The 22,658-nt window shown below is 63.7% G+C and carries 29 protein-coding genes; 12 read left to right on the top strand and 17 right to left on the bottom strand.

Annotated features, from left to right (window positions below):
* Together EP237_RS15205 and EP237_RS15200 are read right to left on the bottom strand one after the other, a co-directional pair.
* A partial coding sequence (locus EP237_RS15205; RefSeq protein WP_164744721.1) for a CoA transferase subunit A occupies nt 1–505 on the bottom strand: 505 nt, incomplete at its 3' end.
* A gap of 144 nt (nt 506–649) precedes the next feature.
* Nucleotides 650–1,756: a class II histone deacetylase gene (locus tag EP237_RS15200; RefSeq protein ID WP_127561744.1), complete on the bottom strand. Its 1,107-nt coding sequence runs from the start codon at nt 1,754–1,756 to the stop codon at nt 650–652.
* 189 nt (nt 1,757–1,945) lie between these two features.
* On the opposite strand from EP237_RS15200, the gene EP237_RS15195 reads away from it, so the two are divergent.
* Both EP237_RS15195 and EP237_RS15190 read left to right on the top strand, forming a co-directional pair.
* Entirely contained in the window at nt 1,946–2,215 is a 270-nt protein-coding gene (locus tag EP237_RS15195; protein WP_127561743.1) for a DUF167 domain-containing protein, read from the top strand.
* Nucleotides 2,216–2,253: 38 nt separating this feature from the next.
* The gene (locus tag EP237_RS15190) at nt 2,254–2,601 is read left to right on the top strand and encodes a TraR/DksA family transcriptional regulator (protein ID WP_127561742.1); all 348 of its coding nucleotides are present in this window, start codon (nt 2,254–2,256) and stop codon (nt 2,599–2,601) included.
* Here the strand turns inward: EP237_RS15190 and EP237_RS15185 are convergent.
* Together EP237_RS15185 and EP237_RS15180 are read right to left on the bottom strand one after the other, a co-directional pair.
* Nucleotides 2,598–3,329, bottom strand: a complete 732-nt coding sequence (locus EP237_RS15185) for a sulfotransferase family protein (RefSeq protein WP_127561741.1) — start codon at nt 3,327–3,329, stop codon at nt 2,598–2,600. The two genes, EP237_RS15190 and EP237_RS15185, sit on opposite strands and share 4 nt — an antisense overlap.
* A gap of 28 nt (nt 3,330–3,357) precedes the next feature.
* The gene (locus EP237_RS15180) at nt 3,358–3,612 is read right to left on the bottom strand and encodes a hypothetical protein (RefSeq protein ID WP_127561740.1); all 255 of its coding nucleotides are present in this window, start codon (nt 3,610–3,612) and stop codon (nt 3,358–3,360) included.
* A gap of 157 nt (nt 3,613–3,769) precedes the next feature.
* Between EP237_RS15180 and EP237_RS15175 the strand changes: the two genes are divergently transcribed.
* The 4 genes from EP237_RS15175 (at nt 3,770) to EP237_RS15160 (ending at nt 5,104) form a co-directional block, all read left to right on the top strand.
* On the top strand, nt 3,770–4,024 hold the full coding sequence (locus EP237_RS15175) for a DUF6455 family protein (RefSeq protein ID WP_127561739.1): 255 nt from the start codon (nt 3,770–3,772) through the stop codon (nt 4,022–4,024).
* Between the two features lie 27 nt (nt 4,025–4,051).
* Nucleotides 4,052–4,309 (top strand): DUF6455 family protein, encoded by a 258-nt coding sequence (locus EP237_RS15170; protein WP_127561738.1) that lies wholly within the window; start codon nt 4,052–4,054, stop codon nt 4,307–4,309.
* A gap of 63 nt (nt 4,310–4,372) precedes the next feature.
* Complete coding sequence (locus EP237_RS15165) at nt 4,373–4,726, top strand: diacylglycerol kinase (RefSeq protein WP_240661656.1); 354 nt, start codon at nt 4,373–4,375, stop codon at nt 4,724–4,726.
* Nucleotides 4,727–4,756: 30 nt separating this feature from the next.
* Nucleotides 4,757–5,104, top strand: a complete 348-nt coding sequence (locus EP237_RS15160) for a YigZ family protein (RefSeq protein WP_127561736.1) — start codon at nt 4,757–4,759, stop codon at nt 5,102–5,104.
* 64 nt (nt 5,105–5,168) lie between these two features.
* Here the strand turns inward: EP237_RS15160 and EP237_RS15155 are convergent, their stop codons facing one another.
* Together EP237_RS15155 and EP237_RS15150 are read right to left on the bottom strand one after the other, a co-directional pair.
* Nucleotides 5,169–5,411 carry a CDGSH iron-sulfur domain-containing protein gene (locus tag EP237_RS15155; RefSeq protein WP_127561735.1) on the bottom strand — a complete coding sequence of 81 codons (243 nt, stop codon included), beginning with the start codon at nt 5,409–5,411 and terminating at the stop codon, nt 5,169–5,171.
* A 117-nt stretch (nt 5,412–5,528) separates the two neighbouring features.
* Nucleotides 5,529–5,888 (bottom strand): thiol-disulfide oxidoreductase DCC family protein, encoded by a 360-nt coding sequence (locus tag EP237_RS15150; RefSeq protein WP_127561734.1) that lies wholly within the window; start codon nt 5,886–5,888, stop codon nt 5,529–5,531.
* Nucleotides 5,889–6,094: 206 nt separating this feature from the next.
* Here EP237_RS15150 and EP237_RS15145 point away from each other — a divergent pair, with 206 nt between their 5' ends.
* Entirely contained in the window at nt 6,095–6,949 is an 855-nt protein-coding gene (locus tag EP237_RS15145; protein WP_127561733.1) for a TauD/TfdA dioxygenase family protein, read from the top strand.
* A gap of 194 nt (nt 6,950–7,143) precedes the next feature.
* On the opposite strand, the gene EP237_RS15140 is transcribed toward EP237_RS15145, so the two are convergent.
* Both EP237_RS15140 and rimO read right to left on the bottom strand, forming a co-directional pair.
* The gene (locus EP237_RS15140; protein WP_127561732.1) at nt 7,144–7,662 is read right to left on the bottom strand and encodes a hypothetical protein; all 519 of its coding nucleotides are present in this window, start codon (nt 7,660–7,662) and stop codon (nt 7,144–7,146) included.
* Entirely contained in the window at nt 7,659–9,014 is a 1,356-nt protein-coding gene (gene rimO / locus EP237_RS15135; RefSeq protein WP_127561731.1) for a 30S ribosomal protein S12 methylthiotransferase RimO, read from the bottom strand. Before rimO ends, EP237_RS15140 begins: the two co-directional genes overlap by 4 nt.
* A 112-nt stretch (nt 9,015–9,126) precedes the next feature.
* On the opposite strand from rimO, the gene EP237_RS15130 reads away from it, so the two are divergent.
* Nucleotides 9,127–9,429: a DUF4389 domain-containing protein gene (locus EP237_RS15130; protein WP_127561730.1), complete on the top strand. Its 303-nt coding sequence runs from the start codon at nt 9,127–9,129 to the stop codon at nt 9,427–9,429.
* On the opposite strand, the gene EP237_RS15125 is transcribed toward EP237_RS15130, so the two are convergent.
* Nucleotides 9,426–10,328, bottom strand: a complete 903-nt coding sequence (locus EP237_RS15125; RefSeq protein ID WP_127561729.1) for a helix-turn-helix domain-containing protein — start codon at nt 10,326–10,328, stop codon at nt 9,426–9,428. The two genes, EP237_RS15130 and EP237_RS15125, sit on opposite strands and share 4 nt — an antisense overlap.
* Before the next feature lie 345 nt (nt 10,329–10,673).
* On the opposite strand from EP237_RS15125, the gene EP237_RS15120 reads away from it, so the two are divergent.
* Together EP237_RS15120 and EP237_RS15115 are read left to right on the top strand one after the other, a co-directional pair.
* Nucleotides 10,674–12,644 carry an AsmA family protein gene (locus EP237_RS15120; RefSeq protein WP_164744720.1) on the top strand — a complete coding sequence of 657 codons (1,971 nt, stop codon included), beginning with the start codon at nt 10,674–10,676 and terminating at the stop codon, nt 12,642–12,644.
* Nucleotides 12,645–12,647: 3 nt separating this feature from the next.
* Nucleotides 12,648–13,124 carry a lytic transglycosylase domain-containing protein gene (locus EP237_RS15115; protein ID WP_127561727.1) on the top strand — a complete coding sequence of 159 codons (477 nt, stop codon included), beginning with the start codon at nt 12,648–12,650 and terminating at the stop codon, nt 13,122–13,124.
* 117 nt (nt 13,125–13,241) lie between these two features.
* Here the strand turns inward: EP237_RS15115 and EP237_RS15110 are convergent, their stop codons facing one another.
* The 3 genes from EP237_RS15110 to EP237_RS15100 form a co-directional block, all read right to left on the bottom strand.
* The gene (locus EP237_RS15110) at nt 13,242–13,826 is read right to left on the bottom strand and encodes a GcrA family cell cycle regulator (RefSeq protein ID WP_127561726.1); all 585 of its coding nucleotides are present in this window, start codon (nt 13,824–13,826) and stop codon (nt 13,242–13,244) included.
* Between the two features lie 82 nt (nt 13,827–13,908).
* Nucleotides 13,909–14,799 (bottom strand): DMT family transporter, encoded by an 891-nt coding sequence (locus EP237_RS15105; protein WP_127561761.1) that lies wholly within the window; start codon nt 14,797–14,799, stop codon nt 13,909–13,911.
* A 216-nt stretch (nt 14,800–15,015) separates the two neighbouring features.
* Entirely contained in the window at nt 15,016–15,462 is a 447-nt protein-coding gene (locus tag EP237_RS15100; RefSeq protein ID WP_127561725.1) for a c-type cytochrome, read from the bottom strand.
* Between the two features lie 154 nt (nt 15,463–15,616).
* Between EP237_RS15100 and EP237_RS15095 the strand changes: the two genes are divergently transcribed.
* A complete protein-coding gene (locus EP237_RS15095; RefSeq protein ID WP_127561724.1) occupies nt 15,617–16,402 on the top strand; it encodes an alpha/beta fold hydrolase in 786 nt (261 codons plus the stop codon).
* A gap of 74 nt (nt 16,403–16,476) precedes the next feature.
* On the opposite strand, the gene EP237_RS15090 is transcribed toward EP237_RS15095, so the two are convergent.
* From EP237_RS15090 to metF, 5 genes are all read right to left on the bottom strand, one after another.
* Nucleotides 16,477–17,508 (bottom strand): alpha/beta hydrolase, encoded by a 1,032-nt coding sequence (locus tag EP237_RS15090; protein WP_127561723.1) that lies wholly within the window; start codon nt 17,506–17,508, stop codon nt 16,477–16,479.
* 111 nt (nt 17,509–17,619) lie between these two features.
* Nucleotides 17,620–18,546: an ornithine carbamoyltransferase gene (gene argF / locus EP237_RS15085; protein WP_127561722.1), complete on the bottom strand. Its 927-nt coding sequence runs from the start codon at nt 18,544–18,546 to the stop codon at nt 17,620–17,622.
* A 112-nt stretch (nt 18,547–18,658) separates the two neighbouring features.
* On the bottom strand, nt 18,659–19,846 hold the full coding sequence (locus EP237_RS15080; protein ID WP_127561721.1) for an aspartate aminotransferase family protein: 1,188 nt from the start codon (nt 19,844–19,846) through the stop codon (nt 18,659–18,661).
* A gap of 179 nt (nt 19,847–20,025) precedes the next feature.
* Nucleotides 20,026–20,514 carry a PaaI family thioesterase gene (locus tag EP237_RS15075; protein WP_127561720.1) on the bottom strand — a complete coding sequence of 163 codons (489 nt, stop codon included), beginning with the start codon at nt 20,512–20,514 and terminating at the stop codon, nt 20,026–20,028.
* A 129-nt stretch (nt 20,515–20,643) separates the two neighbouring features.
* A complete protein-coding gene (metF, locus tag EP237_RS15070; RefSeq protein ID WP_420812525.1) occupies nt 20,644–21,516 on the bottom strand; it encodes a methylenetetrahydrofolate reductase [NAD(P)H] in 873 nt (290 codons plus the stop codon).
* A 96-nt stretch (nt 21,517–21,612) separates the two neighbouring features.
* On the opposite strand from metF, the gene EP237_RS15065 reads away from it, so the two are divergent.
* On the top strand, nt 21,613–22,521 hold the full coding sequence (locus tag EP237_RS15065; protein ID WP_127561719.1) for a LysR family transcriptional regulator: 909 nt from the start codon (nt 21,613–21,615) through the stop codon (nt 22,519–22,521).
* Nucleotides 22,522–22,658 lie beyond the last annotated feature (137 nt).

Here is a 22,658-nt window from a genome sequence, read left to right as displayed (position 1 = left end):
GGAAGACGAGGTTGCCGGTGTCATCAGCCTTCCAGGCCTTGACGATGGACAGGTCCGCGAAGATGCCCTCTTCGAGGATGTAATCCTCGCCGCCGAACTGCTTCACTTCCTTGCCCTCGGCAATGACGGTGCCGACGCCGGTCTTGGTGTAGAAGCCGGGGATGCCCGCACCGCCGGCGCGCATGCGCTCGGCTAGGGTGCCTTGCGGGTTGAACTCCAGCTCCAGCTCGCCCGACAGGTACTGGCGCATGAATTCCGCGTTCTCGCCCACATAGGACGACATCATCTTCTTGATCTGGCGCGTGTCGAGCAGCTTGCCCAACCCGAACCCGTCCACGCCCGCATTATTGGACGCAACCGTCAGATCCTTGGTGCCCGCTTTCACGATCCCGTCGATCAGCAGCTCGGGGATGCCACAGAGGCCAAATCCCCCCGCCGCAATCAGCATGCCGTCGAAGAGAACGCCGTCGAGCGCCTCGTCGGCGGAGCCATATACTTTCTTCATGGATTCACTCCCGTAGAATTCCTCGGCTGAACCTGCCGCGCGCCATGGGAAAGAGTCAACGCGCCCCGGCAGCGCAGCGGTTGGTTCCTCTGCAATACGCAAATCCCCTGTCCGGGCAACAGGTTTCCGCCGGGATAGGTATTTCTACGGACCCTGCAGGGCGTCCTCCATCTCGGCCAGCAGGACCGAACAGTAATTCTCAAAACGCGGTCCCGGCTGGCGGGCGTTGAACGTGTCCAGCATCGGATCGGGTGCGGTGATGCGGCTGCCGGACAGTTCCTGAATGACCGCATGACCGCAGAAGGGCACATAGGCTTCCAGATAGCCGCCCTCATGGACCAGCACCAGCCGCCCGTCGCACAGCAGCGCGGCGGCTTCCTTGACCATCGTGGTCATCAGCCGGAAGGTCTCTGACGTGGCCAGCATCCGGCTGAGAGGATCGAGCGCGGCGGCGTCATAGCCGCAGGCCACGATGATCACATCGGGCTCAAAATCGGCCAGCGCCGGGATCACCAGCCGCTCCATCGCCTCCAGATAGGTCGTGTGCCCGGCCCCGGCAGGCAGCGGGATATTGAGGTTGAAGCCCTCGCCCGCGCCCGACCCGCGATCCTCGAACTCGCCGGTGTCGAGCGGGTAGTTGCGTTCCTGGTGCAGAGAGATCGTCAGCACGTCGTCACGGTCGTAGAAAATCGCCTCGGTCCCGTTGCCGTGATGCACGTCCCAATCCAGAACCGCCACCCGGTCGACCATGCCCGCCGCAAAGGCGGCCTCCACGGCGATGGCGATATTGGCCAGCAGGCAGAACCCATTGGGGAAATCCGGCAGGCAGTGATGCCCGGGCGGGCGCGACAGCGCATAGGCATTGTCCACCGTGCCATGCAGCGTGGCAAAAAGCGCCTCCTTGGCCAGCCCTGCCGAGACCTTGGCGATCTCGTAGCCGCCGGGTCCGAACGGCGTGCGCAGGCCCAGTTCACCGCCGCCCGCGTCGGACATGTCCCGGAATGCTGTCAGGTAACTTTGCGGATGCACGCGCAGCAGGTCCTCCTTGGTGACCATCGCGGCGTGACGCACATCAAGCTCCCGGATAAGGCCCGTCACCTCCAACAGGTTCTTGAGCCGCCGCTTGGTTTCCGGATTCTCCGGCAGGCCGCCCGGCATCGGCTGCACCAGGCCCCCAACCGGCAGCATCATCGCGTAATTCCCACCTGCATGCCAGAAACAGCGTTCGTCCCAGAAAAACCCCGTGGCCATGTCGTTCCTCGCTCGCTCTCCCGGGCAGAGTGGCGGCAGTCTCGATCGCGCGCAAGTATTTGCACGGGGGGGTTGGGGCGGCCCAAAAATCTTCCAGAAGATTTTTGGGTAATGAAAAAGCTTCTGGAAGCTTTTTAAGAATGGGAAGAATTTTCTGGAAAATTCTTCTTGGCGGGGACAAAGACAGCTATGGCCAGACCACTTCCCGATCTCAGCGCCCTCGTTGTGCCCGGTGCCCGCATCGCCCTGCGCGTGACGCCGAAGGCCTCCCGCAATGCCGTGGTTCCGGCGGAGGCCGCGGGCGATCCCCTGCGGGTCTATGTCACCACCGCGCCCGAAGGCGGCAAAGCCAATGCCGCGGTGCTGAAACTGCTGGCCAAGGCGCTCGGGCTGCCGAAATCACGGCTGACCATCGTGCAGGGCGAAACCGGACGGGATAAGCTGATCGAAATCGACTGAACCTTGCCTCACCGCGCCCGATCTGTTGGGATCATGTCATGACCGACCCGACCGATGCAGATCTGGCCAAACGCTACCGTCCCCTGCTGGACCAGGAACGCGCGGCACTTCAGCACTCCTCTGACGCGACCGCTGAGGGCCGCAAACCCGTGGAACTGGACCAGACCAGTATCGGGCGGCTGTCCCGGCAGGATGCGTTGCAGGGGCAGGCGATGGCTGCGGCGCTGGAGGCGCGCCGCCACGGCCGCCTGCGGGCCATTGCGGCCGCCTTGTCCCGTATGGAAGACGGCGACTTCGGCTGGTGCGAGGATTGCGGCGAGTTCATCGGCGTCCCGCGTCTGGACGTGGACCCTTGCGCGGTACGCTGCGTGTCCTGCGCCTCTTAGGCGAGCCAATGCGCCAGATCGCGCCCGGTCTGATCCTGCAACACGGCGATGTCAGCCCTATAATAGTCCTTCAGCTCCTCTCTCAGGGCGCCTGACAGGACCGGCATGCTGTCCCATCCGAGGCGTTTGAACATGGCCGCTTTGTCATTGGCCCTGAATCGCGCCTTTCTCGGGGGAACATCGCAGTCAAGTCCGAGATCGGCCATCACACCGGCCAGAAAGGCCGGTTGATTGGCCACAAGATCATCATAGAAATAGACCCGCAATCCCGGAACATGCTGTCGCCAGTGCGTCAGGATCGCGCCATACATCCCGTAGGCCAGCATGTTGAATGCCGGATTCAGATCGGTGATTTCAGCGGTATGGGGCAAGCGGCGGCGCATCATGTGGTGCGTATATGCGCTCAGGTAACGATCCACAGGGTTGCGCAGGACAGCGAGGGTTTCGATGCCGGGCAAGTATCGCGCCACACGGGCGGCAACGTCTATGCCCGCGTCAGGCAGGCTGAAATAGCCCGGCGTGGATTCGAACCGATACACATGCGCGGGATCGTCAGGGAAGGCGTTCGCATATTCCTCCAGACGGTCCTCGAAATCTGGCAGCAGCAGGAAGTTCAATTCCTTGAAACGTCCATTCGCCCCGAACTGGGGAGACCTCATCAGGGCTTTGTGCAGCCATGTCGTGCCGCTTTTCTGGGCCCCGACAATCAGCAGATTGGGCAATGGCATTCGGAAAATCGTCCCGGCTCAATAAAGATCAGTTCTTGTTGCTTTCCGCCGGGATGGCCCGAATGCGGTAGATGCCTTCCGGCAGGTCCAGCGCGGCGGCAAGATCCCGCAATTGCGTGTCGGACAGGGTGATTTTCTGAACGCTGTCGGTATGCGGGTCATATTGCTCGAGGGTCACGCATTCCTCGAAGGCGGAGATCGTCAGATCCTCCTCCAGCGGGGCCGCGCCCTCGTCAACCAGGGTAATGACGGTCGCGTCGAAATCGTGCTCGATGGTAAACATGGGATCAGAGTAGTGCGCCACGCGCGGCTTGCCTAGCCCGATTGCCCGAAATTGCAGCGCCGATGCTTGATCTGAGTCAATGTCGCGACCCGGCAGATGCGCGACCCTTGGGGCAGGTCGCTTTGTTGTCAGGCGGCCCCGTTGCAGGAGATGACGGATGCCCGGACGCAAAACAATCGAGGAACATGAACGGCTCATGGGCCACATGGCTGATCGCCTTGGTGTGGATCTGGACGAGGCCGAGTTGCGTGGCGATCTTGCCCCCGAGCAGCGTCGCGACATGGTGCTGAGCTGCACCAACTGCACCTCGCCCGAGGAATGCGGCAAGTGGCTGGAAAGCCACGACAAAGCGGAGGACGCCCCGTCTTATTGCCGCAATGGTGCGGTGCTGACGGACCTGCCTGACAGCTGAATTCCCCATCCGCGAAGGATCGCAACGATGACCCATCCGCTCGGTGAAATTCGCCACCATTTCATGCTGTCGCAATCCATGGCCAAGGTCACCGGGGCCGATCTTGCCCATGCGGTACATGAGGGCAGACTCTCTCAGGAAGACTGGTCCGATGCGGTCACGCGCTGCCGGGGGTGTGACTGGGCGCGGTCCTGCGAGGACTGGCTTGCGGCGCAAGGAGAGGCGGGCGCGGCTGTCCCTGCCAATTGTGCCAATGCTACCCTGTTTCGGCGGTTGGCGAGCTGATCTTTTTTTCGATGACATCGGTGGCGATCCCGGCCTAACCTGTTGAAAACAGGGGGGATGGGGATGCTGAAACGGGAATGGCGACGGCTGGTGAATCGCTTTGTCTGGTCCTGGGCGGGGTGGAAGAACGCCTGGGGGAATGAGCCGAGCCTGAAATTCTGGACGACCATGAATATTCCGAGCGCGGGTTTGGCGCTTTGGCTGCCGCTAAGTCGCGGGGAAACCATGATAATCCTGATGGGTGGTGTGCTGATCCTGGCGGCGGAACTGCTGAACACGTCGATTGAGCGGACGGTGGATTATATCTCGACAGATCAAGACGTTAGGGCGCGGGATGCCAAGGATGTGGGCAGCGCTGGCGTGGCGATGACGGCGATGGCCGTGGGGGTTGCGTGGCTTGTCGTTTTGTTTGGATGACGCTATCCCTTTGATGAGGAAGGGAAATCCATGCGGCAGATCGAGAATGTGATTAGCGACCGGGGATCGAAATACGCTGTTTCGGGCGGGCCTGCGACCTGCCGCGAGGATGTGGATAACTTCCTCAAATCATTGAAAAAGAAGAAGAAATACGCCAAGGCCACGCATAATTCCTGGGCCGTGCTGCTGCCGGACGGGCCGCTCAAATCCGATGACGGGGAAAGCGGCGCGGGCAATATCATCCTCAAGATGTTGGAGGGCGAGGGGCTGCACTCGCATCTTGTTGTGGTCACCCGCTGGTATGGCGGCAAACATCTGGGCGGCGACCGCTTTCGCCATGTGGCCGATGCCTGCCGCACCTATTTCGCACAGAAATAGGGGGGTGCCGGGCGTACACCCCCTGTGCACCCCCCGTACACCCCCCGTGCAGACAAATCCCCGGTCAGAGCTTTGAATGCGACCCGTCGCACAGCGGTTGGCGCGACGAATGCTTGCAGCCGCAGAAGAACACCTTGCCGGTCTTTTCGGCGGTGTATTTCACCGGGGTGAAATCGCTGCCCTTGTGAGAGCCGTCACAGAACGGCTGCCGCTGGCTCTGCCCGCAGGCGCACCAGAAGTAATTCTTGCCTTCCTCCACCTCGATGGGGAAGGGGGCGGTCTGGGCGATCTTGGGGGCTTCGGTCATTGTGGCTCTCCTGTTGGTTGGCTGTCGTGTTACGTGACCCGGCAGGGCGGGCAAAGTCCATAAGCTCGGCCTGTGCGGCAGGGCAGGGGCGATGTGCGGTCAGGCGCTGCGCGGGGTCTACGGATCGGCGCGCCCCTGACGGCGCCGGTGCAGTGCATAGAGCGCCGGGGCGGCAGCGTGGCGATAGGCCCGATCCGCCAGCCAATGGACACCCGGCAGACCGGTGACCCGCGCCAGCCAGCGCCAGCCCGGCAGATGCGACCAGAGAAGGCGGAAGGCCTCGAGCCCCTCGTGCCGCTGGCCATCCTGTTCGACGCGGAAACTGCGCGCGGCACTGTCGGGGTCGAGCGCCCACTCGGCGGCCTGATCGAGCCCGTCGACATGCAGCGCCACCCCCGCCCGCTGCGCCTGCCGCGCATAGGCAGCAACCTCGCGCGCGCAGATCGGGCATGTGTCGTTGTGCAAAACTCTCATCATGAGCGGCAGGTAGCGCGGGGGGTGGTGAGGGCAAGGGCGCGGATGGCAGGTGGCCCGCACATGCTTTGAGGGGATGGATGGCCAGCCGCCGGTTCGGCCCTGGGGGTGTCGGCAGCCGGTCTTGCATGCGCTTGCCGCCGGTATGAAGCGCTTGACAGTCCGGGGCGGGCGCGGTCGGGTGGCGCCCTGACAGACAGGAGGCGCGCATGCAGTTACATCCCATCACCGGCGTGTTCGGGGCAGAGATCACCGGGATCGACCTGAAAACCGGCATCACCGAGGCCGTAGCCGAAGGGCTGCGCGACGCGCTGGATCGGCACCTTGTCATCGTGCTGCGCGACCAGCATCTGGACGCCGATCAGCAGCGCGCGCTGGCGGCGGTCTTCGGCGTGCCTGCGGTGAACCCCTACGCCCATGGCGACCCCGACCACCCGGAAATGACGCGGATCGTGAAGGAGGCCGACGAGCGCACCGGCGTCTTCGGCGGCGGCTGGCACACGGATCTCAGCTTTCTCGACCATCCGCCGCGCGGTTCTGTCCTGTGCGGCATCGACATTCCCCCCTATGGCGGCGACACGATGTATTCATCGCAACAGGCGGCGTGGGACAGCCTGCCGGGGCCGTTGCAGGAGCTGCTGGAACATCGCCGCGTCGCCCATGTGGGCAAGCCCTATGGCATCAAATGGGCGCCGCCGGTGGAGGAGCAGGCGATGAAGGGGTCGACCAAGCGCGGCGACCCCGAGGCCGACCGCGAACGCTGGCATCCCGCTGTGCTGACCCACCCGGTGACGGGGCGCAAGGGGCTTTACGTGAACCCGACCTATGCGCTGAGGATCGAGGGGATGAGCGAGGAGATGAGCCGCCCCATTCTGGAGCAGATCTTCGCCCATTGCGCGCTGCCCGAACATGGGCTCCGCCTGCGCTGGACCCCCGGCATGGTCGCGGTCTGGGACAACTACGCAACGCAGCATTACGCGATAAACGACTACCACGGGTTCCGCCGCGAAATGCGCCGGGTGGCGTTCCAGACCGAGGGGCTGGAGGCGTGGGGCGGGCGGTGACGGTCGTCCGGTGTCATGCCCGCGAAGGCGGGTATCTCAGGCCGTGGCGCGGGCGGCCCGAGGTCCCCGCTTTCGCGGGGATGACAGGGGGGGGCGCGCGACCGGATGTGGCGGGAATAAAGTGCGCGGATTGGAGGTCAGGAACGCCCTGCACGCGTCGGAGATGGCGGTTGGAACTCATAGTTGCAGGCAGATCAACAAGGCTCACATGTCTTTTTGATTATCTCTATTAGCACGCGATTTGCGTGTACGAAGTTATCCAATTGGTCGGTGAAGCCGAGACCGCCCTTTGTGCCGTGAAATAGGTTGTTTCGAAGTCGATAAACGATGAGAACGAGCGCTTTCATTTTTGAATCTGGTTCAGCCTGCTCACAAAGACCAACTAAGATACTGTCCTTCAACCCCTGACCGCGATGCGACAGGAGCTTGTCTAGGTGGCTTGTAGCTTCCGCATTCTCGCTTCGGTATCTTTCTCGAAAGTACCCTAGTTCCGTGTCAAAATCGTCTGCTGAATACCGTTTAGCGTAGTTGGAGCAGAATTGCTCGATCGATGCTTTGCAGGCATTGCCATTACAGCATTTGCTTTCGAATATCGGCCAAAGCCAATTGAAATTTGAAATCTCAGCCAATACTGTCGCCGGGGTGGCTGCCAAGTCCTCCACATATGACTGAAGCAGCACCTCAACGTCGTGGCTGAAACTCGGAATGGTCAAACCTTCCCCCATAAATCATACTCCGATGCCTCGTCCACCTCGACCTCGACGATATCGCCCGCAGACAGCCCCTCGAACCCTTCATCAATAAACAGGTTCCCGTCGATCTCGGGCGCGTCGGCCTTGGTGCGGCAGGTGGCGCCTTCTTCGTCTACCTCGTCGACGATGACCTGCATCCTTGTGCCCACCTTGGCGGCCAGTTTGGCCTCGGAAATCGCCTGTGATTTCTCCATGAAGCGGTGGAAGCGGTCTTCCTTGACTTCTTCGGGCACGTGGTCGGGCAGGTCGTTGGACCGGGCGCCGGCGACGTTTTCGTAGCGGAAGCAGCCGACGCGATCCAGTTGCGCCTCGTCAAGCCAATCCAGAAGCGTCTGAAATTCCTCCTCCGTCTCGCCGGGGTAGCCGACGATGAAGGTGGAGCGAAGGGTGATGTCGGGGCAGTCAGCGCGCCACGCCGCGATTTCGTCGAGCGTGCGCGCGGCGGCGGCGGGGCGGGCCATGCGCCTCAAGGTCTCGGGGTGGGCGTGCTGGAAGGGGATATCCAGGTAGGGCAGGATCAGCCCCTCCGCCATCGCCGGGATCAGGTCGCGCACATGGGGGTAGGGGTAGACGTAGTGCATCCGGACCCAGGCCCCGAGCGATCCCAGGTCGCGGGCGAGGGGGAGGATGGGAAACTTGTCGTCCCGGTCCTTCCAGTCGGTGCCATAGGCGGAGGTGTCCTGGGAGATCACCAGCAGTTCCTTGACGCCCGCATCGACCAGCTTTTCCGCCTCTCGCATCACGGCCTTGTGCGGCCGACTGGCCAGACGGCCCCGCATGTCGGGGATGATGCAGAACTTGCATTTGTGGTTACAGCCCTCAGAGATCTTGAGGTAGCTGTAATGGCGCGGGGTCAGCGACACGCCGCGCGCGGGCAGAAGGTCGATGAACGGGTCCGGTTCGGGCGGCACGGCGCTATGGACGGCATCGAGCACCTGTTCATATTGATGCGGGCCGGTGACGGCGAGAACCGTGGGATGGGTGCCGGTGATGGTCTCGGGCTCCGCCCCCATGCAGCCGGTGACGATGACCTTGCCGTTTTGTTGCAGCGCCTCGCCGATGGCCTCCAGGCTCTCCATCTTGGCGGAGTCCAGGAACCCGCAGGTGTTGACGATAACGGCTTCCGCGCCCGCGTAATCGGGGGAGATCGCGTAGCCCTCGGCGCGCAGGCGGGTGAGGATGCGTTCGCTGTCCACCAGCGCCTTGGGGCAGCCGAGGCTGACCATGCCGATGGTGGGCTGGCCGGGTCTGGCGTCATTCGGCACCGTGGCGCGGGCGAGGTCGGGGCGGAGATCGGGCGGGTTCTGGGTCATGATCCGGGCTGATACATGGGTGCTTGCGGCGAGGGAAGGGATTTCCGGACTTGCGAGATGCCACGCCAATGCCGATGTGATAGGCTGGCACGCGTGACAGATGGGGACCGAGATGACCGGCGACGATGACGACAGATATCAGGGCCGCATTCATGGCGAGCAGTTCGAGGCCGAGGAGGATTCGATCGGGATGCGGCTGGTCTACATGATTCTGATCTGGATCATGATCCAGTTCGCACAGACGGTTCTGGGGGTGGCGACGATCATCCAGTTCATCATCCTGCTGATCAACAAGCGGCCCAATGAGCGGCTGGCCGATTTCGGCACCGATCTGGGGGTCTGGGTGGCCAAGGCGGCGCGCTATCAGACCGCTGCCAGCAACGTGAAGCCCTGGCCCTGGACCGAGCTGGATTAGGTCGCGGTCGGGAACATGTCGGCATAGAGCGCGGCAAGGCGCGGGCTGCGGCGGGTGAAGATTGAGCGGGCGATGGCCGCGCCCGGCAGGGTCCAGACCCCGTAATCGGGGCTGACGAAATAGTCGCAAAGCCGGGTCATGCCCAGATCGCGGCAGATCTGGTCGCCGCCTTGCGAACAGCTGATGGTGCCAAGCCCGTGCAGGAAGACCTCTCTGGCTGCCAGGGTTTCGAGGAACTGCACGAAAGAGCTGAGCAGGAGCGTCGCGGCAGCCTCATGTCCTGGCAGGACGATCAGCACCGGGCAGTAGCCGAAATAGGTTCCGGGCAGCAGCGGGCGGTGGAAGCGGTCTATGGTCAGGTCCGTTTCAATGAGGCGCCCGGACCTGAACAGCGCCTCATCCTCGGGGGTCAAAAAGAAGACGGCCCATTTGCCGACCATCTGATCCTCCTGCAGTACCAGCCCCCAGTGATCCGGAAAGGCCTCGTAAACCGGCACGAGCGTGTCGTCGCAAACCGACAGTTCAGGGGGGAGCGGGCCGAATGCGCGCTTCGCCAGATCCGTCCCGGCACGGCCGATTGCGGCCCAGTCCCCACCAAACAGCGTTTCGGACAGCGCCGCGTCCAGCAAGCGGTATCCCCCTGCTTTCCCGCCCTGCTGGCGGGCCTGCCAGTCTGCGCGGCAGGCAAGGATCTCGGACCGGGTCCAGCCAAGGCTTTCGGCAAGGCGGTGTTCCAGATCACCCCGGATGAAGGACAGGGAGCGTTCATATTTGCCGATAGCCTCGACACTGACGCCGAGTCGTTCGGCCAGCTGTTCCTGTGTCAGACGGCCATGGGTGCCGCTGGACAAGCGCCAGTCGCGCAGTTTTCGGGCAAAGAGAGAGGGTGTGTTCTGCATGGACGTGGAGCCGGTTTGGGTCTGGCCAGCATGGGCGGCGCGGCGTGACTTGCCAAGCCGCTTACGGGTGACTTACGGGTTTTGCCGGATCTGATCCGTGGTTGGGCAGAGGCTGCGGCGGTCAGGGTGGGGGCCGATCCCCAAGGCAGGAGCCGTCCCATGACCCGTCGCATCGCTGCGTTTCCCGGAACCACCCATCTGCTTTTTCCCCGCCTCTCTGCCCCGCAGCCACCCCCGAGGGGGCCGCGCGCAAATCCTTGCCTGCGCGGGACTTTTCCAACTTTGCGCTATCCCGGTTCCGCGCATCGCGCTACCTTTTCGCCAAAGAGGCAAGGAGTGGCGGGCATGCGGTGGATTTTTCGATTGATCGGCTTGGTCGTGGTGCTGGTGGCAGTGGCCATCGGCACGCTGTTTCTGATCCCCGCCGACCGGATCGGGGCAATCGTGAGTGACCAGTTCGAACGCGCCACGGGGCGGACGCTGGCAATCTCCGGTGAGATCCGGCCCTCTCTCTATCCGACCCTTGGTGTCCGCGCCGAGGGGATCGAAGTGGGCAATCCCGCATGGGTCGAGGATGGCCCGATGCTGCGCGCCGAGCGTCTGAATATCGGCGTCGATCTGTGGGCGCTTTTGTCCGGGTCGATCCGGGTGCAGCGGTTCGAGGTGGTCCGCCCCGACATCATCCTGGTGTCACGTGCGGATGGGGCGGTGAGCTGGGATTTTTCGGACGGCGAAGGCGTGAGCGAGGCAGCTGAGGACGATGCAGAAGGTGGCGGCGGATTGGGGGCGTTCAGCCTCGATCTGGCGGAGATCAGCGCCGGGTCGCTGCTGTTCCGCGACGAGGCGGCGGGCACGGATGTGCAGGCCAGTGACCTGACCTTGACCCTGCGCCTGCCGTCTGCCGATGGCGTCGCGCGGCTGGAAGGCAGCGGGGCGATGAACGGCGCGACAGTGTCGGTCGAGGCGGTGATCGACGGGATCGGACCGCTGCTGGACGGCGCTTTGCGCCCGGTGACCTTGGCGCTGGACTGGGCGGGCGGCGAGGCCGGGTTCGACGGGCGTGTGGGGCTTTCACCCCTGGGCGTGGAGGGGACTGTCGCGCTGGACGCCACCGATCTGGGTCCGCTGATGGCGCTGGCAGGGCAGGCGGCGCCGGAGCTGCCACGCGGTTTGGGGCGGGACCGGCTGGCGGTGGAGGGCGCGTTCACGCTGGCCTCGGAAGGCACGGCGCATCTGCGCGACGCTAGATTTACCTTTGACGACAACGTGCTGGCGGGCAGTGTCGACGTGATCCCCGGCGATGATCGCCCGATGATCCGTGCAGTGCTGAGCGGCGGGTCGCTGGACCTTTCCGGCCTGACCGAAGGCGAGGGGGGCGGCGAGTCTACCGCGTCGGCCGAAAGGGGCTGGTCGCGGGACCCGATCGACGTGAGCGGCCTGCACGCAGCGGATGCGGAGGCGGCACTGGTGCTGGCGGGGCTCGATCTGGGGATCATGCAGCTTGGTGCAGTGGATCTGCGGGCCACGCTGAATTCCGGTCGGCTGGTCTTCGACCTGCGCGAGGTGGCGGCCTATGGCGGCGGTATTTCAGGCCAATACGTGATCAACGGGCGCGGCGGGCTGTCCATGGGCGGCAATTTGCAGATGGCGGATGTGCGATTGAACCCGCTGCTGTCCGATTTCGCGGATTGGGACAGGCTGGAAGGCACGGGCAGCGCCGATCTGACCTTCCTGATGGTGGGCAACGACCTGAACACGCTGGTGAACTCTCTGGAAGGGTCGGGGTCCATCGCCTTTGGCGAAGGCGCAATCCTGGGGCTGGATATCGGCGGCATGATCCGCAACTTCGACACCTCCTATCGCGGCGAGGGACAGCGCACCGTCTACGAAAGCATCACCGCCAGTTTCACCATGGATGGGGGCGTGGTGACGAATGACGATCTGTTGATGACCGCGCCCTTTGGCGAGCTGACCGGGGCAGGGACGGTCAGTCTGGGGGAACAGGTGCTGGATTACACGGTGGTTCCGCGCGTGCTCTATGGTGAAGGATCGGATGGCGGGGTGCGCGTTCCGCTGCGGATCTCGGGCTATTGGGCGGATCCGAATTTCAGCCTCGATCTGGAAGCGCTGGCACGTCAGGAGCTGGAAGAGGAAATCGACGCGTTGGAAGAGCGCGCAACGGAGGCTGCGGCGGACGCGCTCGGGATCGAGGTGGAAGAGGGGCAATCGGTCGAGGAGGCCGCGCAGGATGCGCTGGAAGATCGGCTGCGTGACGAGGCTGCAAGGCAGCTGGAACGCCTGTTCGGAGGAAACTGAGCCATGCGGTGGATGCTGATCGCGCTGGCCCTTGTGCTTACCGCCTGCGGCGGCGGGGATGATCCCGTGACCCGTCGCGGGGACCCGCCGCTTTATCCAAACGAGACGCCGGAACTGCGGCGGTTGATCAACCATTATGCCGACCACTATGACGTGCCGGCGGCGCTGATCCATCGGCTGATCGACCGGGAAAGCGACTATCGCCCGCATCTGCGCGCCGGGCCCTATTACGGGTTGCTGCAAATGCTGCCGGAAACGGCGCGCACCATGGGGCATCGGGGACCGGCGTCCGAGTTGCTGGACCCGGATCAGAACCTCAGATGGGGGGTGAAATACCTGCGTGGGGCCTATCTGCTGTCGGGCGGGGATTTCGACGGCGCGATCCGGCGCTACGCGAGTGGATATTACTACGAAGCGCGGGACCGCTGCATGTTGGTCGAGACCGGGCTGGCGGAGCGCGAAATGCGCAGCTGCCGGTAAGGCGCAAGAAGATTTTTCCAGAAAAATCTTCCCACTCTGGACAAGAAGAGTTTTCTTGAAAACTCTTCCTGGTATTCGAGTCCGAAAATTCTTCGGGAAGAATTTTCAGCGTCGCGATTAACGGCGACGGTCGCGCCGGCTGCTCATCGGCTGGAAGGCCACGCCCACATGCGCCTCGCAGTAGGGTTTGCCTTGCTGCACAGGCAGGCCGCAGAAATAGAAATCATCCGTGGCGGGATCCCCGATGGGCCATTTGCAGGTGCGTTCGGTCAGCTCCATCAGGCTGATGCGCTTGGCGTGGGTTTCCACCTCGCGCACCTTAGCCAGGGCCTCGGGGCTGATTTCATTGGCCGAGGGCTGCGGCGGCAGGGGCTGACCGGCCGGCACGATGGGTTTGCGCAGCGGCGTCACATTGTTGGGGCGCGCGACGGGTTCGGGGGCGGGTTCCGGTTTTTCCGCCTTGGCGGGTTCGGGCTTGGGCGCCGGTTCTGCGGCTTTCGGCGCGGGCTTCGGCGCGGCCTCCTTGACCGGGGCGGCGGGCTTGCTGCTGCCGGAGGTGCGGTTGGACAGGCCAAGGCGATGAACCTTGCCGATCACGGCATTCCGGGTCACACCGCCCAGTTCCTTGGCGATCTGAGAGGCCGATTGCCCCTCGCCCCACATTTTCTTGAGAAGTTCGACCCGCTCGTCGGTCCAGGACATTTGCGTCCCTCCTGATCCTAAGCCCCAAGTGCAGCGTATAGTTATATGTGCCCGGCGCGCGGAAGGAAAGGCCCGGCGCGGGTTATTCTTGCGGAACGGGCCGGGGTCTTGTACGCCGTGCTTCGCGCCAGGCCAGCAGGGCCGCGCCCGCAATGATGATACCCGCGCCGGTGATGCTGACCGCATCCAGCTGGACCCCGAAGATCAGCAGGTCATAGACCGCCGCAACCACCAGGGTGAGGTAGGAAAACGGCGTAATGAAGCTGGCATCGGCGCGGGCCACGGCGTTGACGAAACAGGCCTGTGCGCAGGCCATGGTACCGCCGACGCCAACAAGCGCCGCCCATTGGGCGGGCGTGGGCATCTGCCAGACGAAGAGCACCGCAATGCTGGCCACCGCCAGCCCGAGCGCGTTGTTGATGAACAGGATCGACAGGGGCTTTTCGCGGCCCGACAGTTTCTTGATGAAGATCAGTTCCAACCCGAGCGCCATCGCCGCCCCAAGGGCCAGAAGCGCGGCGGGTTGGAAACTTGCGGGCGTCGGGCGCAGCAGGATCAGCGCGCCGACCAGGGCGATGGCGGCGGCGGACCAGCGGATGCGGCCCACCCGTTCACCAAGCAGCGGGATCGCCAGCATCATGCCGAAGACCGGGTTGAGAAAGCTGATCGCGGTGGCATCGGCCATCGGGATGAAGGCAACCGAGGCGAACATCAGCGACACCCCCACCCAACCGCACAGGGTTCTGCCCACATGAATGCGGATGTTTGACAGGCTTAGGGTTGGTCGCATGACGGCAACGGTCGTGCCGATGAGGACGAAGGCGAACAGAAACCGCCCGTGGCTGACCTGAAGCGGATGCAGCGGCGGGCCGAGCGTGTCGGTTCCCAGAAGCTTGGCCATCAGCATGGAGCCCGCGATGAACAGCGTTGCGGTCAGCATGAAGGCGATTGCCAGGGGCGGATTGGGTGCCATGCCCGCGCCGGGGGGCGTGGGCGGGATCACACTGTGGATCTGGCGTGTCTCAGCCATGGCGAGTAACCCCTTGCGGGACGGCAGGTGCTTTGGCCACGGACGAAGGTTGGTGCTGCGGATTGCGCGGCATGTGCGGTGCTCCGACGTCGGGAAAGCGGCTTGCCGGGATGGCGATGCCGAAACGTCGGGCCTGTGTGATCGCGTGGACCGGGGCTGTCAATTGCGATTGAGGCGGTAATCCTCGTGGCAGCCGCTGCAGGACGCGCCCACACGGCGCAGCGCGGTCACCAGGCTGCCGCGGTCTTCGACGCTTCCGGCAAGCCCTGCGGCCAGAAGCTCCAACTCTTGCGCCCGACCGCTGAAATTGGCGAAGTTTTCCCAGATACCGGCGCGCGCCTCGGATTGCGGATCGGTTTCCGGCGCTTCGAACAGGTCGATGATCCGGTTGGCCTGCCCGGAAATCCGGTCGAGCGCGGCATTGGCGGCAGCGGCGTCGAAGGCGGTTTCCCCGCGTGCCATGGTGCCCAGTATCTCGACCTGTCGTGCCAGAGCCGTCATATTGTCCATCCTGGCCTGAACGGCGGGGTTCTGCACGTTCTGATGGGCCAGGGCGGCGGTGGCAGTTACGGCGGCAAGCCCCAGGGCGATCCAGTTCCTGTTCATCGGGTAGCTGATCCTTGTGTCGGGTCGTCAAAGCCAGCCTAGCAGTTCGAGGCCTGAAAGCCACTGACGTGTGGCGGTCGAATGGTTTTGGTTTGGTCGATCCGTCCGCGCTGTGCCAGGCTGGCGCGCAGATGAGCTCGGGGAGGAAACGACCATGCTGCATTTCATCACCAAGGGGTCCCGACGCAACCTGCTGGTTCTGCATGGTGCAACGCTGGATCACCGTCACATGGTGGAAACGGTGGAGCCGCTTTTCGAGACGCGCGCGGGGTGGCGGCGGATCTATCTCGACCTGCCGGGCCATGGGCAGAGCCCGGCGGGGGATGTGGTGACACAGGAGGACCTGCTGAACCGGGTCCTCGCCTTCATGGACGCGACCTTTGCCGGAGAGCCGTTTGCCATCGTCGGAGAGTCGCGCGGCAGCTATATCGCGCAGGGTCTGGCCTATCTGCGCCCCGATCTGGTGGAGGGACTGTGCCTGATCGTGCCGGGCGGTGCGCCTTCTTCGGATACAGATCGGATACCCGCGCACCGGGTGATGGTCGCTGACCCGGCGCTGCGTGCGTCGCTGAGCGCGGCAGAGCGTCCGCGCTTTGACAGGCTTGTGGTGCAGACCGCAGAGACCTGGGACAAGACGCTTCGTTGTAAATTGCCCACTGCGGGTACGGCGGATGCAGACCTGTTGAAATCGACCGGAGAGAGCTTTCTGTTCCCCTTCGACGTGACCGGGCCAGATGGTCGGTTCGACAAGCCGAGCCTCATCGTGGCTGGACGGCAGGATTCGATGTCGGGCTATCTCGATGCCATGGACCTGATGCCTGTCTATCCGCGCGCGACGCTAGCCGTGCTGGATACGGCGGGACATGCGGTGGCCTGGGAACGGCCCGAGGCGTTCACCGCGCTGGCCTGTGACTGGCTGGACAGGCTGGAGGCGGAGTAGGCCCGGACATCTCCGCCCGGAGCCCGACGCCCCGGCGCAGGAGATGCAAGGCGGGCCGTCCCAAGGGTGCGGGACTATTTGGAGTCGGATTGCACCGGGGCCGGGGCGGGTGCCGGGGCCGGGGTGGCTGTGGTCTCTGCGGGTGCGCTGCCGGTGATGAACTGGGTGAGCAATGGCACAAGACCCTCATGCAATGGCGCATTCGGATCGGCATAGGTGGCAAGGCTTGCCTGGGTGAAGGCCTCGTTGCTCGGGGCCTCGCTTCGAGGAATGGCGCGTTTCAGCACATGGGTCATGCCGCTGAGTACATGCGCTTCGGCATCCGGGCGGGCGGCGACAAGGGGGGCGGCCTCGGAGGGCGGGGCCTGCACATCGCCATCGCCATGAATGATGAGCACGGGCGCGGTGGTCGCGGCCAGAAGGTCACCGGGATTGGCAGCGATCAGATCACGCATGTAGCGCGCTGTTTGCGGTGCAAAGAGAGAGTGAAGGCCCGGATGCAGGCCGGAGAGGTCGGGGGTGCCACCGGCGGCGAACTCTTCCAGAGCGATGTCGAACGCTTCGGCGGACGGCGCGATCAGGGGCTGAGAGGCAACCTGTTCGCGAAAGAGATCGCCGACATTGCGCCCCGGTGCTGCAAGCAGCGCAATGCCGCAGACATCCTCCCGTTCCGCCAGCATCGTGGCGATGATCGCACCTTCGGAATGGCCCAGAAGCCAGACGCAGTCTTGCTCGGTCCGGCGGAGAAGTTCCGCGATCCAGAGCGTGGCATCCTCGGCGTATTCTGAGAGAGTCACGTCGTTTGGGTCACCCTGGCTTGCGCCGATGCCGCGTTTGTCGAAGCGCAGGGTCGTGATGCCTTCAAGGGCGAGATCCTCAGCCAACATCTGGTAGCTGGCGGCAAACAGCCCCAATGGATTGTTGCCATTGCGGTCCGTCGGGCCAGAGCCGGGCAGGATCAGCGCAGCGGCACGGGACGGGGTTTGTGGGGTTTCGATCGTTCCGGCCAGTTGCCCCGCAGGGCCTTGAACCGTCACGTCGACAGGGGTTGCCGTGGCTTGGGCGGCACACGCGAAAAGGAAGAGGCTGACGATCAAATGCTTCATGGAAATAACGCCTGACTGATGAAATTCACGTCAGCATCGTTTCTGAACTGGGGCATTGCAACCCAAAATTGTGGGACCGGGAGGTCTGTTGCGCCCCCCGGTCCGGGGTCTTCAGACGCCGAGGCACCAGCGCATGATCGCCTTTTGAGCATGCAGACGGTTTTCGGCCTCGTCGAAGATCACCGAATGCGGGCCATCCATGACGGCGCTTGTGGCCTCGTCGTCGCGATGCGCGGGCAGGCAGTGCATGAACAGGCTGTCAGGTTTGGCATGGGCCATCAACGCCTCGTTCACCTGGTAGCCGCGCAGCTGATTGTGCCGCCGTTCACGCGCCGATTGCGGATCGTGCATCGACACCCAGGTGTCGGTGACGACCAGATCGGCGCCTTCGACCGCCTTCTGCGGGTTGCGCTCGATCGTGACATTGGCGCCGCGCGCGCGGGCCTCGTCGATGAAGACCTGCTCGGGGTCGAGCGGGGGCGGACCGGAAAAGGTCAGGTCAAAGCCAAACTGCCCCGCCGCATGGGCGAAGCTGGCGAAGACATTGTTGCCGTCGCCGCACCACGTCACCTTCTTGCCTTTGATCGGCCCGCGGTGTTCTTCGAACGTCATGATATCGGTCATGATCTGGCAGGGGTGGCTGCGGTTGGTCAGGCCGTTGATGACAGGCACCGTGGCATATTCCGCCATTTCCAGCAGCGTCGCCTCTTCGAAGGTGCGGATCATGATCAGGTCCACATAGCGGCTGAGAACACGGGCTGTATCGGCGATGGTTTCGCCATGGCCAAGCTGCATGTCGCTGCCCGACAGCACCATGGTCTGCCCGCCCATTTGGCGCACCCCCACGTCGAAGGACACGCGGGTCCGGGTCGAGGGTTTCTCGAAGATCAGTGCGACCATGTGGCCCGCAAGAGGCTGTTCATTATCGGGCGTGCCCTTGGGACGGCCGGCGCGGGCGTCCTTCATCACGCGGGCGTGGTCGATCATGTGCCTCAGGTCGGCGGGATCGGTGGTGTTGATATCCAGAAAGTGTTTCATGTCAGTGCCTTGTGTTGGGCCGCACAGCAGGCGGCCCCGAGGAAAGGGAAAGGGTGCGGGTTGTCCCTATCCTCGTCGGTGGCCGAAATAGGCCGGTTCGAAAAAGACGCGCCTAGGCATGTGACGGACCTTCCAGCGCCGTTGCGGCAGCATCGAGCCGGGCCAGCGCCTCTGCGATCTCGTCATCGGTCAGTGTGAGCGATGGCAGCAGGCGCACCACGTTGTCACCGCCCGGGACGGTCAGAACCAGCTGGTCATAGCCCGCATTGACCACGTCCATGTTGGGCACCTTGCACATGAGCCCGAGCATGAAGCCCTCGCCGCGCACCCCCGCGAAAATATCGGGATGCGAGGCCACCAGCCCCTCCAGTTTCTGCCGCAAGAGCCCCGCACGGCGGTTCACGTCCTCAAGGAAGCCATCGCGGGTGATCTCGTCCACCACGGCGCAGCCCACGGCACAGCCGAGCGGGTTGCCGCCATAGGTCGACCCATGCGTGCCCGGGGTCATGCCGCAGGCGGCCTCCTCGGTGGCCAAGAGCGCACCAAGCGGGAAGCCCCCGCCGATGCCCTTCGCGACCATCATGATGTCAGGCGTGATGCCTGCCCATTCATGGGCGAAGAGCTTGCCGGTGCGGCCCATGCCGCATTGGATCTCGTCGAGGATCAGCAGCAGCCCATGTTCGTCGCACAGGTCGCGCAGGCCCTTGAGGCAGGCATCGGGCAGCGGGCGGATACCGCCCTCACCCTGCACCGGCTCGATCATGATCGCGCCCACCTCGGGCCGCGCTGCGGCCTCGCGCAGCGCGTCGTGATCCCCGAAGGGCAGGGTGATGAAGCCGGGCAGCAGCGGGCCGAAGCCCTTGGTCAGCTTCTCGGACCCGGCCGCTGAGATCATGGCGATTGACCGGCCGTGGAACGAGCCGTCGAAGGTGAGGATCGTGGTGCGGTCCGGCTGGCCCTTCTCGTACCAGTATTTACGCGCCATCTTAACGGCCAGTTCGCCCGCTTCCGTCCCGGAATTGCAGAAGAACATGGTATCGGCGAAGGTATGTTCCACCAGCCGCTCGGCCAGCGCCTCCTGCTGGGGCACATTGTAGAGGTTCGAGGTGTGCCACAGCGCGTTCGCCTGATCCGTCAGCGCCTTGACCAGCGCCGGATGGGCATGGCCAAGCGCGGTCACCGCGATGCCGCCGCCGAGATCGAGAAAACGTCGGCCATCCGCTTCCACGAGCCAGGCCCCTTCGCCTTTGACGAAGGAGAGAGGTGCACGGGAATAGCTGGGTAGAACCGGCGTGATCATGGCGATCTCCTTGGGGGTGAGTTGAAGAAACGGCCATGCCCGAAACCCCCGGGGAAGTCAACGAAATCAGCTGCATTACAAGAGTTTTGAAACAAAACTCTTGTAGCGATGCGCGTCCAAAATCTTGTTTCAAGATTTTGGGGTCGGGTGCAAAATCTTGAAACAAGATTTTGGTCGGGTCAGGTGGTGGCCATGATGATACAGGTGGTAGAGCCTGTTGCGTAGAGCTTGCCGTCCCGGGCGCCGCGGATGGTGCCCTCGGCCACGCCGGTCGAACGGCCCGCATGGGACACGACCCCTTCGGCTATGATTTCGGTGCCAAGCGGAATGGGCCGGGTGATATTCACCTTGTATTCCAGCGTCGTGTAGACCGAGCCTTTCGGAACTTTCGTCATCACCGCGCAGGCCATGCAACTGTCGAGCAGCGTCCCGTACCAGCCGCCATGAACCGTGCCCATGGGGTTGCAATGATCAAAAAGCGGCGTGCCGCGAAAGATCACCCGTCCATCCTCGACCGTATCGACGTGATAGTTCAGGGTTCTCGCAATCGGCGGATTGGGCAGGAGGCCGTCGCGGATTGCTTGCATGAAGGCGAGGCCGGACATGGACAGGAGCGTGTCGCGGTCCGCGAGATCTGCGGGCGTTGAGGCGAAGATCGGGTTGGGCATGGTCGGTCCGGTCTGCTTGAGGTCCAGACCAGAATGCCCGTCTGGCTTGCGCCGCCGCAATCCTGCTCTGACTGCGGCGGCGCGAGGTGACGCAACGTTTCAGGTGGTCCAGCGGAAGACCGGGGGGTGTTACGCCACCTCTGCCAGGGTGACACGCGGTGTGACGCCGAGCGCGGCGCAGACATCGCGGGTCAGGTCGGGGCTGTTGAGCGTGTAGAAATGCAGGTCTTTCACGCCCTCCTCCAGCAATTCGGTACACAACTCGGTGCAGAGCGCGGTGGACAGGAGCTGTTCCCGCCCGTCGCGGATGGCTGTGGCATAGGCGTCGTCCAGCCATGCGGGAATGACCGCCCCGCAGCGGCTGGCGAAACCGCGGACGCGGGTCCAGTTGTTCACCGGCAGGATGCCGGGGATGATCTGTGCGGTGATCCCTGCATCGGCGCAGGCATCGCGGAAGCGCAGGAAACTGCCGGCCTCGAAGAAGAACTGGGTGATGGCGGTTGTCGCGCCCGCATCCACCTTGCGCTTGAGATAGTCGACGCAGGCTTGCAGGTTGGCGGAATCAGGATGCGCTTCGGGATAGGCGCCCACGGCGATGTCGAACTTGCCGGTCGCGGCCAGCGCCTCGACCAGTTCGACCGATGACGCGAAGCCATCGGGATGGGGCTGAAAGCCCGACGCGCCCTTGGGGGGGTCGCCGCGCAAGGCAACGATGCGGGTTACGCCTGCCTGCGCGTAGCTGTCGGCGATGGCCAGCGTCTCTTCGCGGGTGGCATCGACGCAGGTCAGATGCGCGGCGACCTTGACGCCGTAATTGCCATGGATGGTTTTCACCGCGTCATGGGTCAGATCGCGGGTGGTGCCGCCCGCGCCATAGGTGACCGACACGAATTCGGGCGCCAGTGGCGCGAGGGTGCCGAGCGTGTCCCATAGGCGGAACGAAGCCTCCAGCGATTGCGGGGGGAAGAACTCGAAAGAAACATTGGGGGTCGGCAGGGTCATTTTGGGATACATCCTCGATGCTGTTGCACAAGGATGTGACATGGATAGAATGCTGAGACAAACTCATAACATTCATCATCAACATGAGCCTGGCTAATGCATATCGAGTTCCGCCATCTGCGCACCATCAAGGCCATTCATGACGAAGGCGGGCTGGCCAAGGCCGCCGACCGGCTGCACATCACGCAAAGTGCGCTCAGCCACCAGATCAAGGGGCTGGAGGATCAGGCCGGGATGGAACTGTTCGTGCGACGGTCGAAGCCGATGAAGCTGAGCCCTGCCGGATTGCGCCTGTTGCGGTTGGCCGAGCAGATCTTGCCGCAGGTGGCCGCGATGGAGGAGGAATTCCGCGCCATGCAGCAGGGCAAGGTCGGGCGCCTTCATATCGCCATCGAGTGCCATGCCTGCTTCGAGTGGCTGTTGCCGGTTCTGGAACAGTTCCGCGTTGCCTGGCCGGATGTGGATGTCGATATTCGCCCCGGTCTGCAATTCGAGGCGCTGCCTGCCCTGATGCGGGAAGAGGTCGATCTGGTGATCTCCTCCGACCCTGAGGATCTGCCCGGCGTCGATTTCACGCCGCTCTTTGACTACGAGCCGGTTTTTGTTGCCTCGTCCGAACATCCCCTGGCGGCCAAGCCCTTTATAATGCCGGAAGACTTTCAGGATGAATTGCTAATCACCTACCCGGTTGAACGCAGTCGGCTGGACGTCTTCAGCCAGTTCCTGAAACCCGCAGGGGTGGAACCGCGTGCGGTGCGGCAGGTGGAACTGTCTGCCGTGATCCTGCTGCTTGTGGCCTCCAACCGCGGGGTCACGGTATTGCCCGACTGGGTGGTGCGCGAACAGCGGACCAATTCCAGCTATGTCACCCGGCCGCTGACCGAAACCGGCCTGACCCGGCGCATGTACGGGGCGACGCGGGTCGAGGATACGACGAAACCCTTCATGTCCCATGTGCTGAAACTGGCCCGGACAGAGCCGGTAAAGCTGCAAAGACGCGGCTGAACCGGCCCGAATGAGGCGCGGATGCGGCGGGTTCTTGTCAGCTTTCCGTAAATTGTTCTCATCTCGCCAACAATCGCCGTTTTCTTAGCCGCAAAAGGCCCGGGCAAGCCCCGAAAACCGACCCAATCAGACCTTAG

Origin of the sequence: Nioella ostreopsis, assembly GCF_004000255.1 — a bacterium.
Taxonomy (GTDB): Bacteria; Pseudomonadota; Alphaproteobacteria; order Rhodobacterales; family Rhodobacteraceae; genus Nioella; species Nioella ostreopsis.
Note: the sequence above shows the minus strand (reverse complement) of the source record. Positions and strands in the feature narration are given on the sequence as shown.

Coding starts and splice junctions, on each gene's coding strand:
- EP237_RS15200 (WP_127561744.1), bottom strand. CDS start 1,756: ATGGCCACGGGGTTTTTCTGGGACGAACGCTGTTTCTGGCATGCAGGT.
- EP237_RS15195 (WP_127561743.1), top strand. CDS start 1,946: ATGGCCAGACCACTTCCCGATCTCAGCGCCCTCGTTGTGCCCGGTGCC.
- EP237_RS15190 (WP_127561742.1), top strand. CDS start 2,254: ATGACCGACCCGACCGATGCAGATCTGGCCAAACGCTACCGTCCCCTG.
- EP237_RS15185 (WP_127561741.1), bottom strand. CDS start 3,329: ATGCCATTGCCCAATCTGCTGATTGTCGGGGCCCAGAAAAGCGGCACG.
- EP237_RS15180 (WP_127561740.1), bottom strand. CDS start 3,612: ATGTTTACCATCGAGCACGATTTCGACGCGACCGTCATTACCCTGGTT.
- EP237_RS15175 (WP_127561739.1), top strand. CDS start 3,770: ATGCCCGGACGCAAAACAATCGAGGAACATGAACGGCTCATGGGCCAC.
- EP237_RS15170 (WP_127561738.1), top strand. CDS start 4,052: ATGACCCATCCGCTCGGTGAAATTCGCCACCATTTCATGCTGTCGCAA.
- EP237_RS15165 (WP_240661656.1), top strand. CDS start 4,373: ATGCTGAAACGGGAATGGCGACGGCTGGTGAATCGCTTTGTCTGGTCC.
- EP237_RS15160 (WP_127561736.1), top strand. CDS start 4,757: ATGCGGCAGATCGAGAATGTGATTAGCGACCGGGGATCGAAATACGCT.
- EP237_RS15155 (WP_127561735.1), bottom strand. CDS start 5,411: ATGACCGAAGCCCCCAAGATCGCCCAGACCGCCCCCTTCCCCATCGAG.
- EP237_RS15150 (WP_127561734.1), bottom strand. CDS start 5,888: ATGATGAGAGTTTTGCACAACGACACATGCCCGATCTGCGCGCGCGAG.
- EP237_RS15145 (WP_127561733.1), top strand. CDS start 6,095: ATGCAGTTACATCCCATCACCGGCGTGTTCGGGGCAGAGATCACCGGG.
- rimO (WP_127561731.1), bottom strand. CDS start 9,014: ATGACCCAGAACCCGCCCGATCTCCGCCCCGACCTCGCCCGCGCCACG.
- EP237_RS15130 (WP_127561730.1), top strand. CDS start 9,127: ATGACCGGCGACGATGACGACAGATATCAGGGCCGCATTCATGGCGAG.
- EP237_RS15125 (WP_127561729.1), bottom strand. CDS start 10,328: ATGCAGAACACACCCTCTCTCTTTGCCCGAAAACTGCGCGACTGGCGC.
- EP237_RS15120 (WP_164744720.1), top strand. CDS start 10,674: ATGCGGTGGATTTTTCGATTGATCGGCTTGGTCGTGGTGCTGGTGGCA.
- EP237_RS15115 (WP_127561727.1), top strand. CDS start 12,648: ATGCGGTGGATGCTGATCGCGCTGGCCCTTGTGCTTACCGCCTGCGGC.
- EP237_RS15110 (WP_127561726.1), bottom strand. CDS start 13,826: ATGTCCTGGACCGACGAGCGGGTCGAACTTCTCAAGAAAATGTGGGGC.
- EP237_RS15105 (WP_127561761.1), bottom strand. CDS start 14,799: ATGGCACCCAATCCGCCCCTGGCAATCGCCTTCATGCTGACCGCAACG.
- EP237_RS15100 (WP_127561725.1), bottom strand. CDS start 15,462: ATGAACAGGAACTGGATCGCCCTGGGGCTTGCCGCCGTAACTGCCACC.
- EP237_RS15095 (WP_127561724.1), top strand. CDS start 15,617: ATGCTGCATTTCATCACCAAGGGGTCCCGACGCAACCTGCTGGTTCTG.
- EP237_RS15090 (WP_127561723.1), bottom strand. CDS start 17,508: ATGAAGCATTTGATCGTCAGCCTCTTCCTTTTCGCGTGTGCCGCCCAA.
- argF (WP_127561722.1), bottom strand. CDS start 18,546: ATGAAACACTTTCTGGATATCAACACCACCGATCCCGCCGACCTGAGG.
- EP237_RS15080 (WP_127561721.1), bottom strand. CDS start 19,846: ATGATCACGCCGGTTCTACCCAGCTATTCCCGTGCACCTCTCTCCTTC.
- EP237_RS15075 (WP_127561720.1), bottom strand. CDS start 20,514: ATGCCCAACCCGATCTTCGCCTCAACGCCCGCAGATCTCGCGGACCGC.
- metF (WP_420812525.1), bottom strand. CDS start 21,516: ATGACCCTGCCGACCCCCAATGTTTCTTTCGAGTTCTTCCCCCCGCAA.
- EP237_RS15065 (WP_127561719.1), top strand. CDS start 21,613: ATGCATATCGAGTTCCGCCATCTGCGCACCATCAAGGCCATTCATGAC.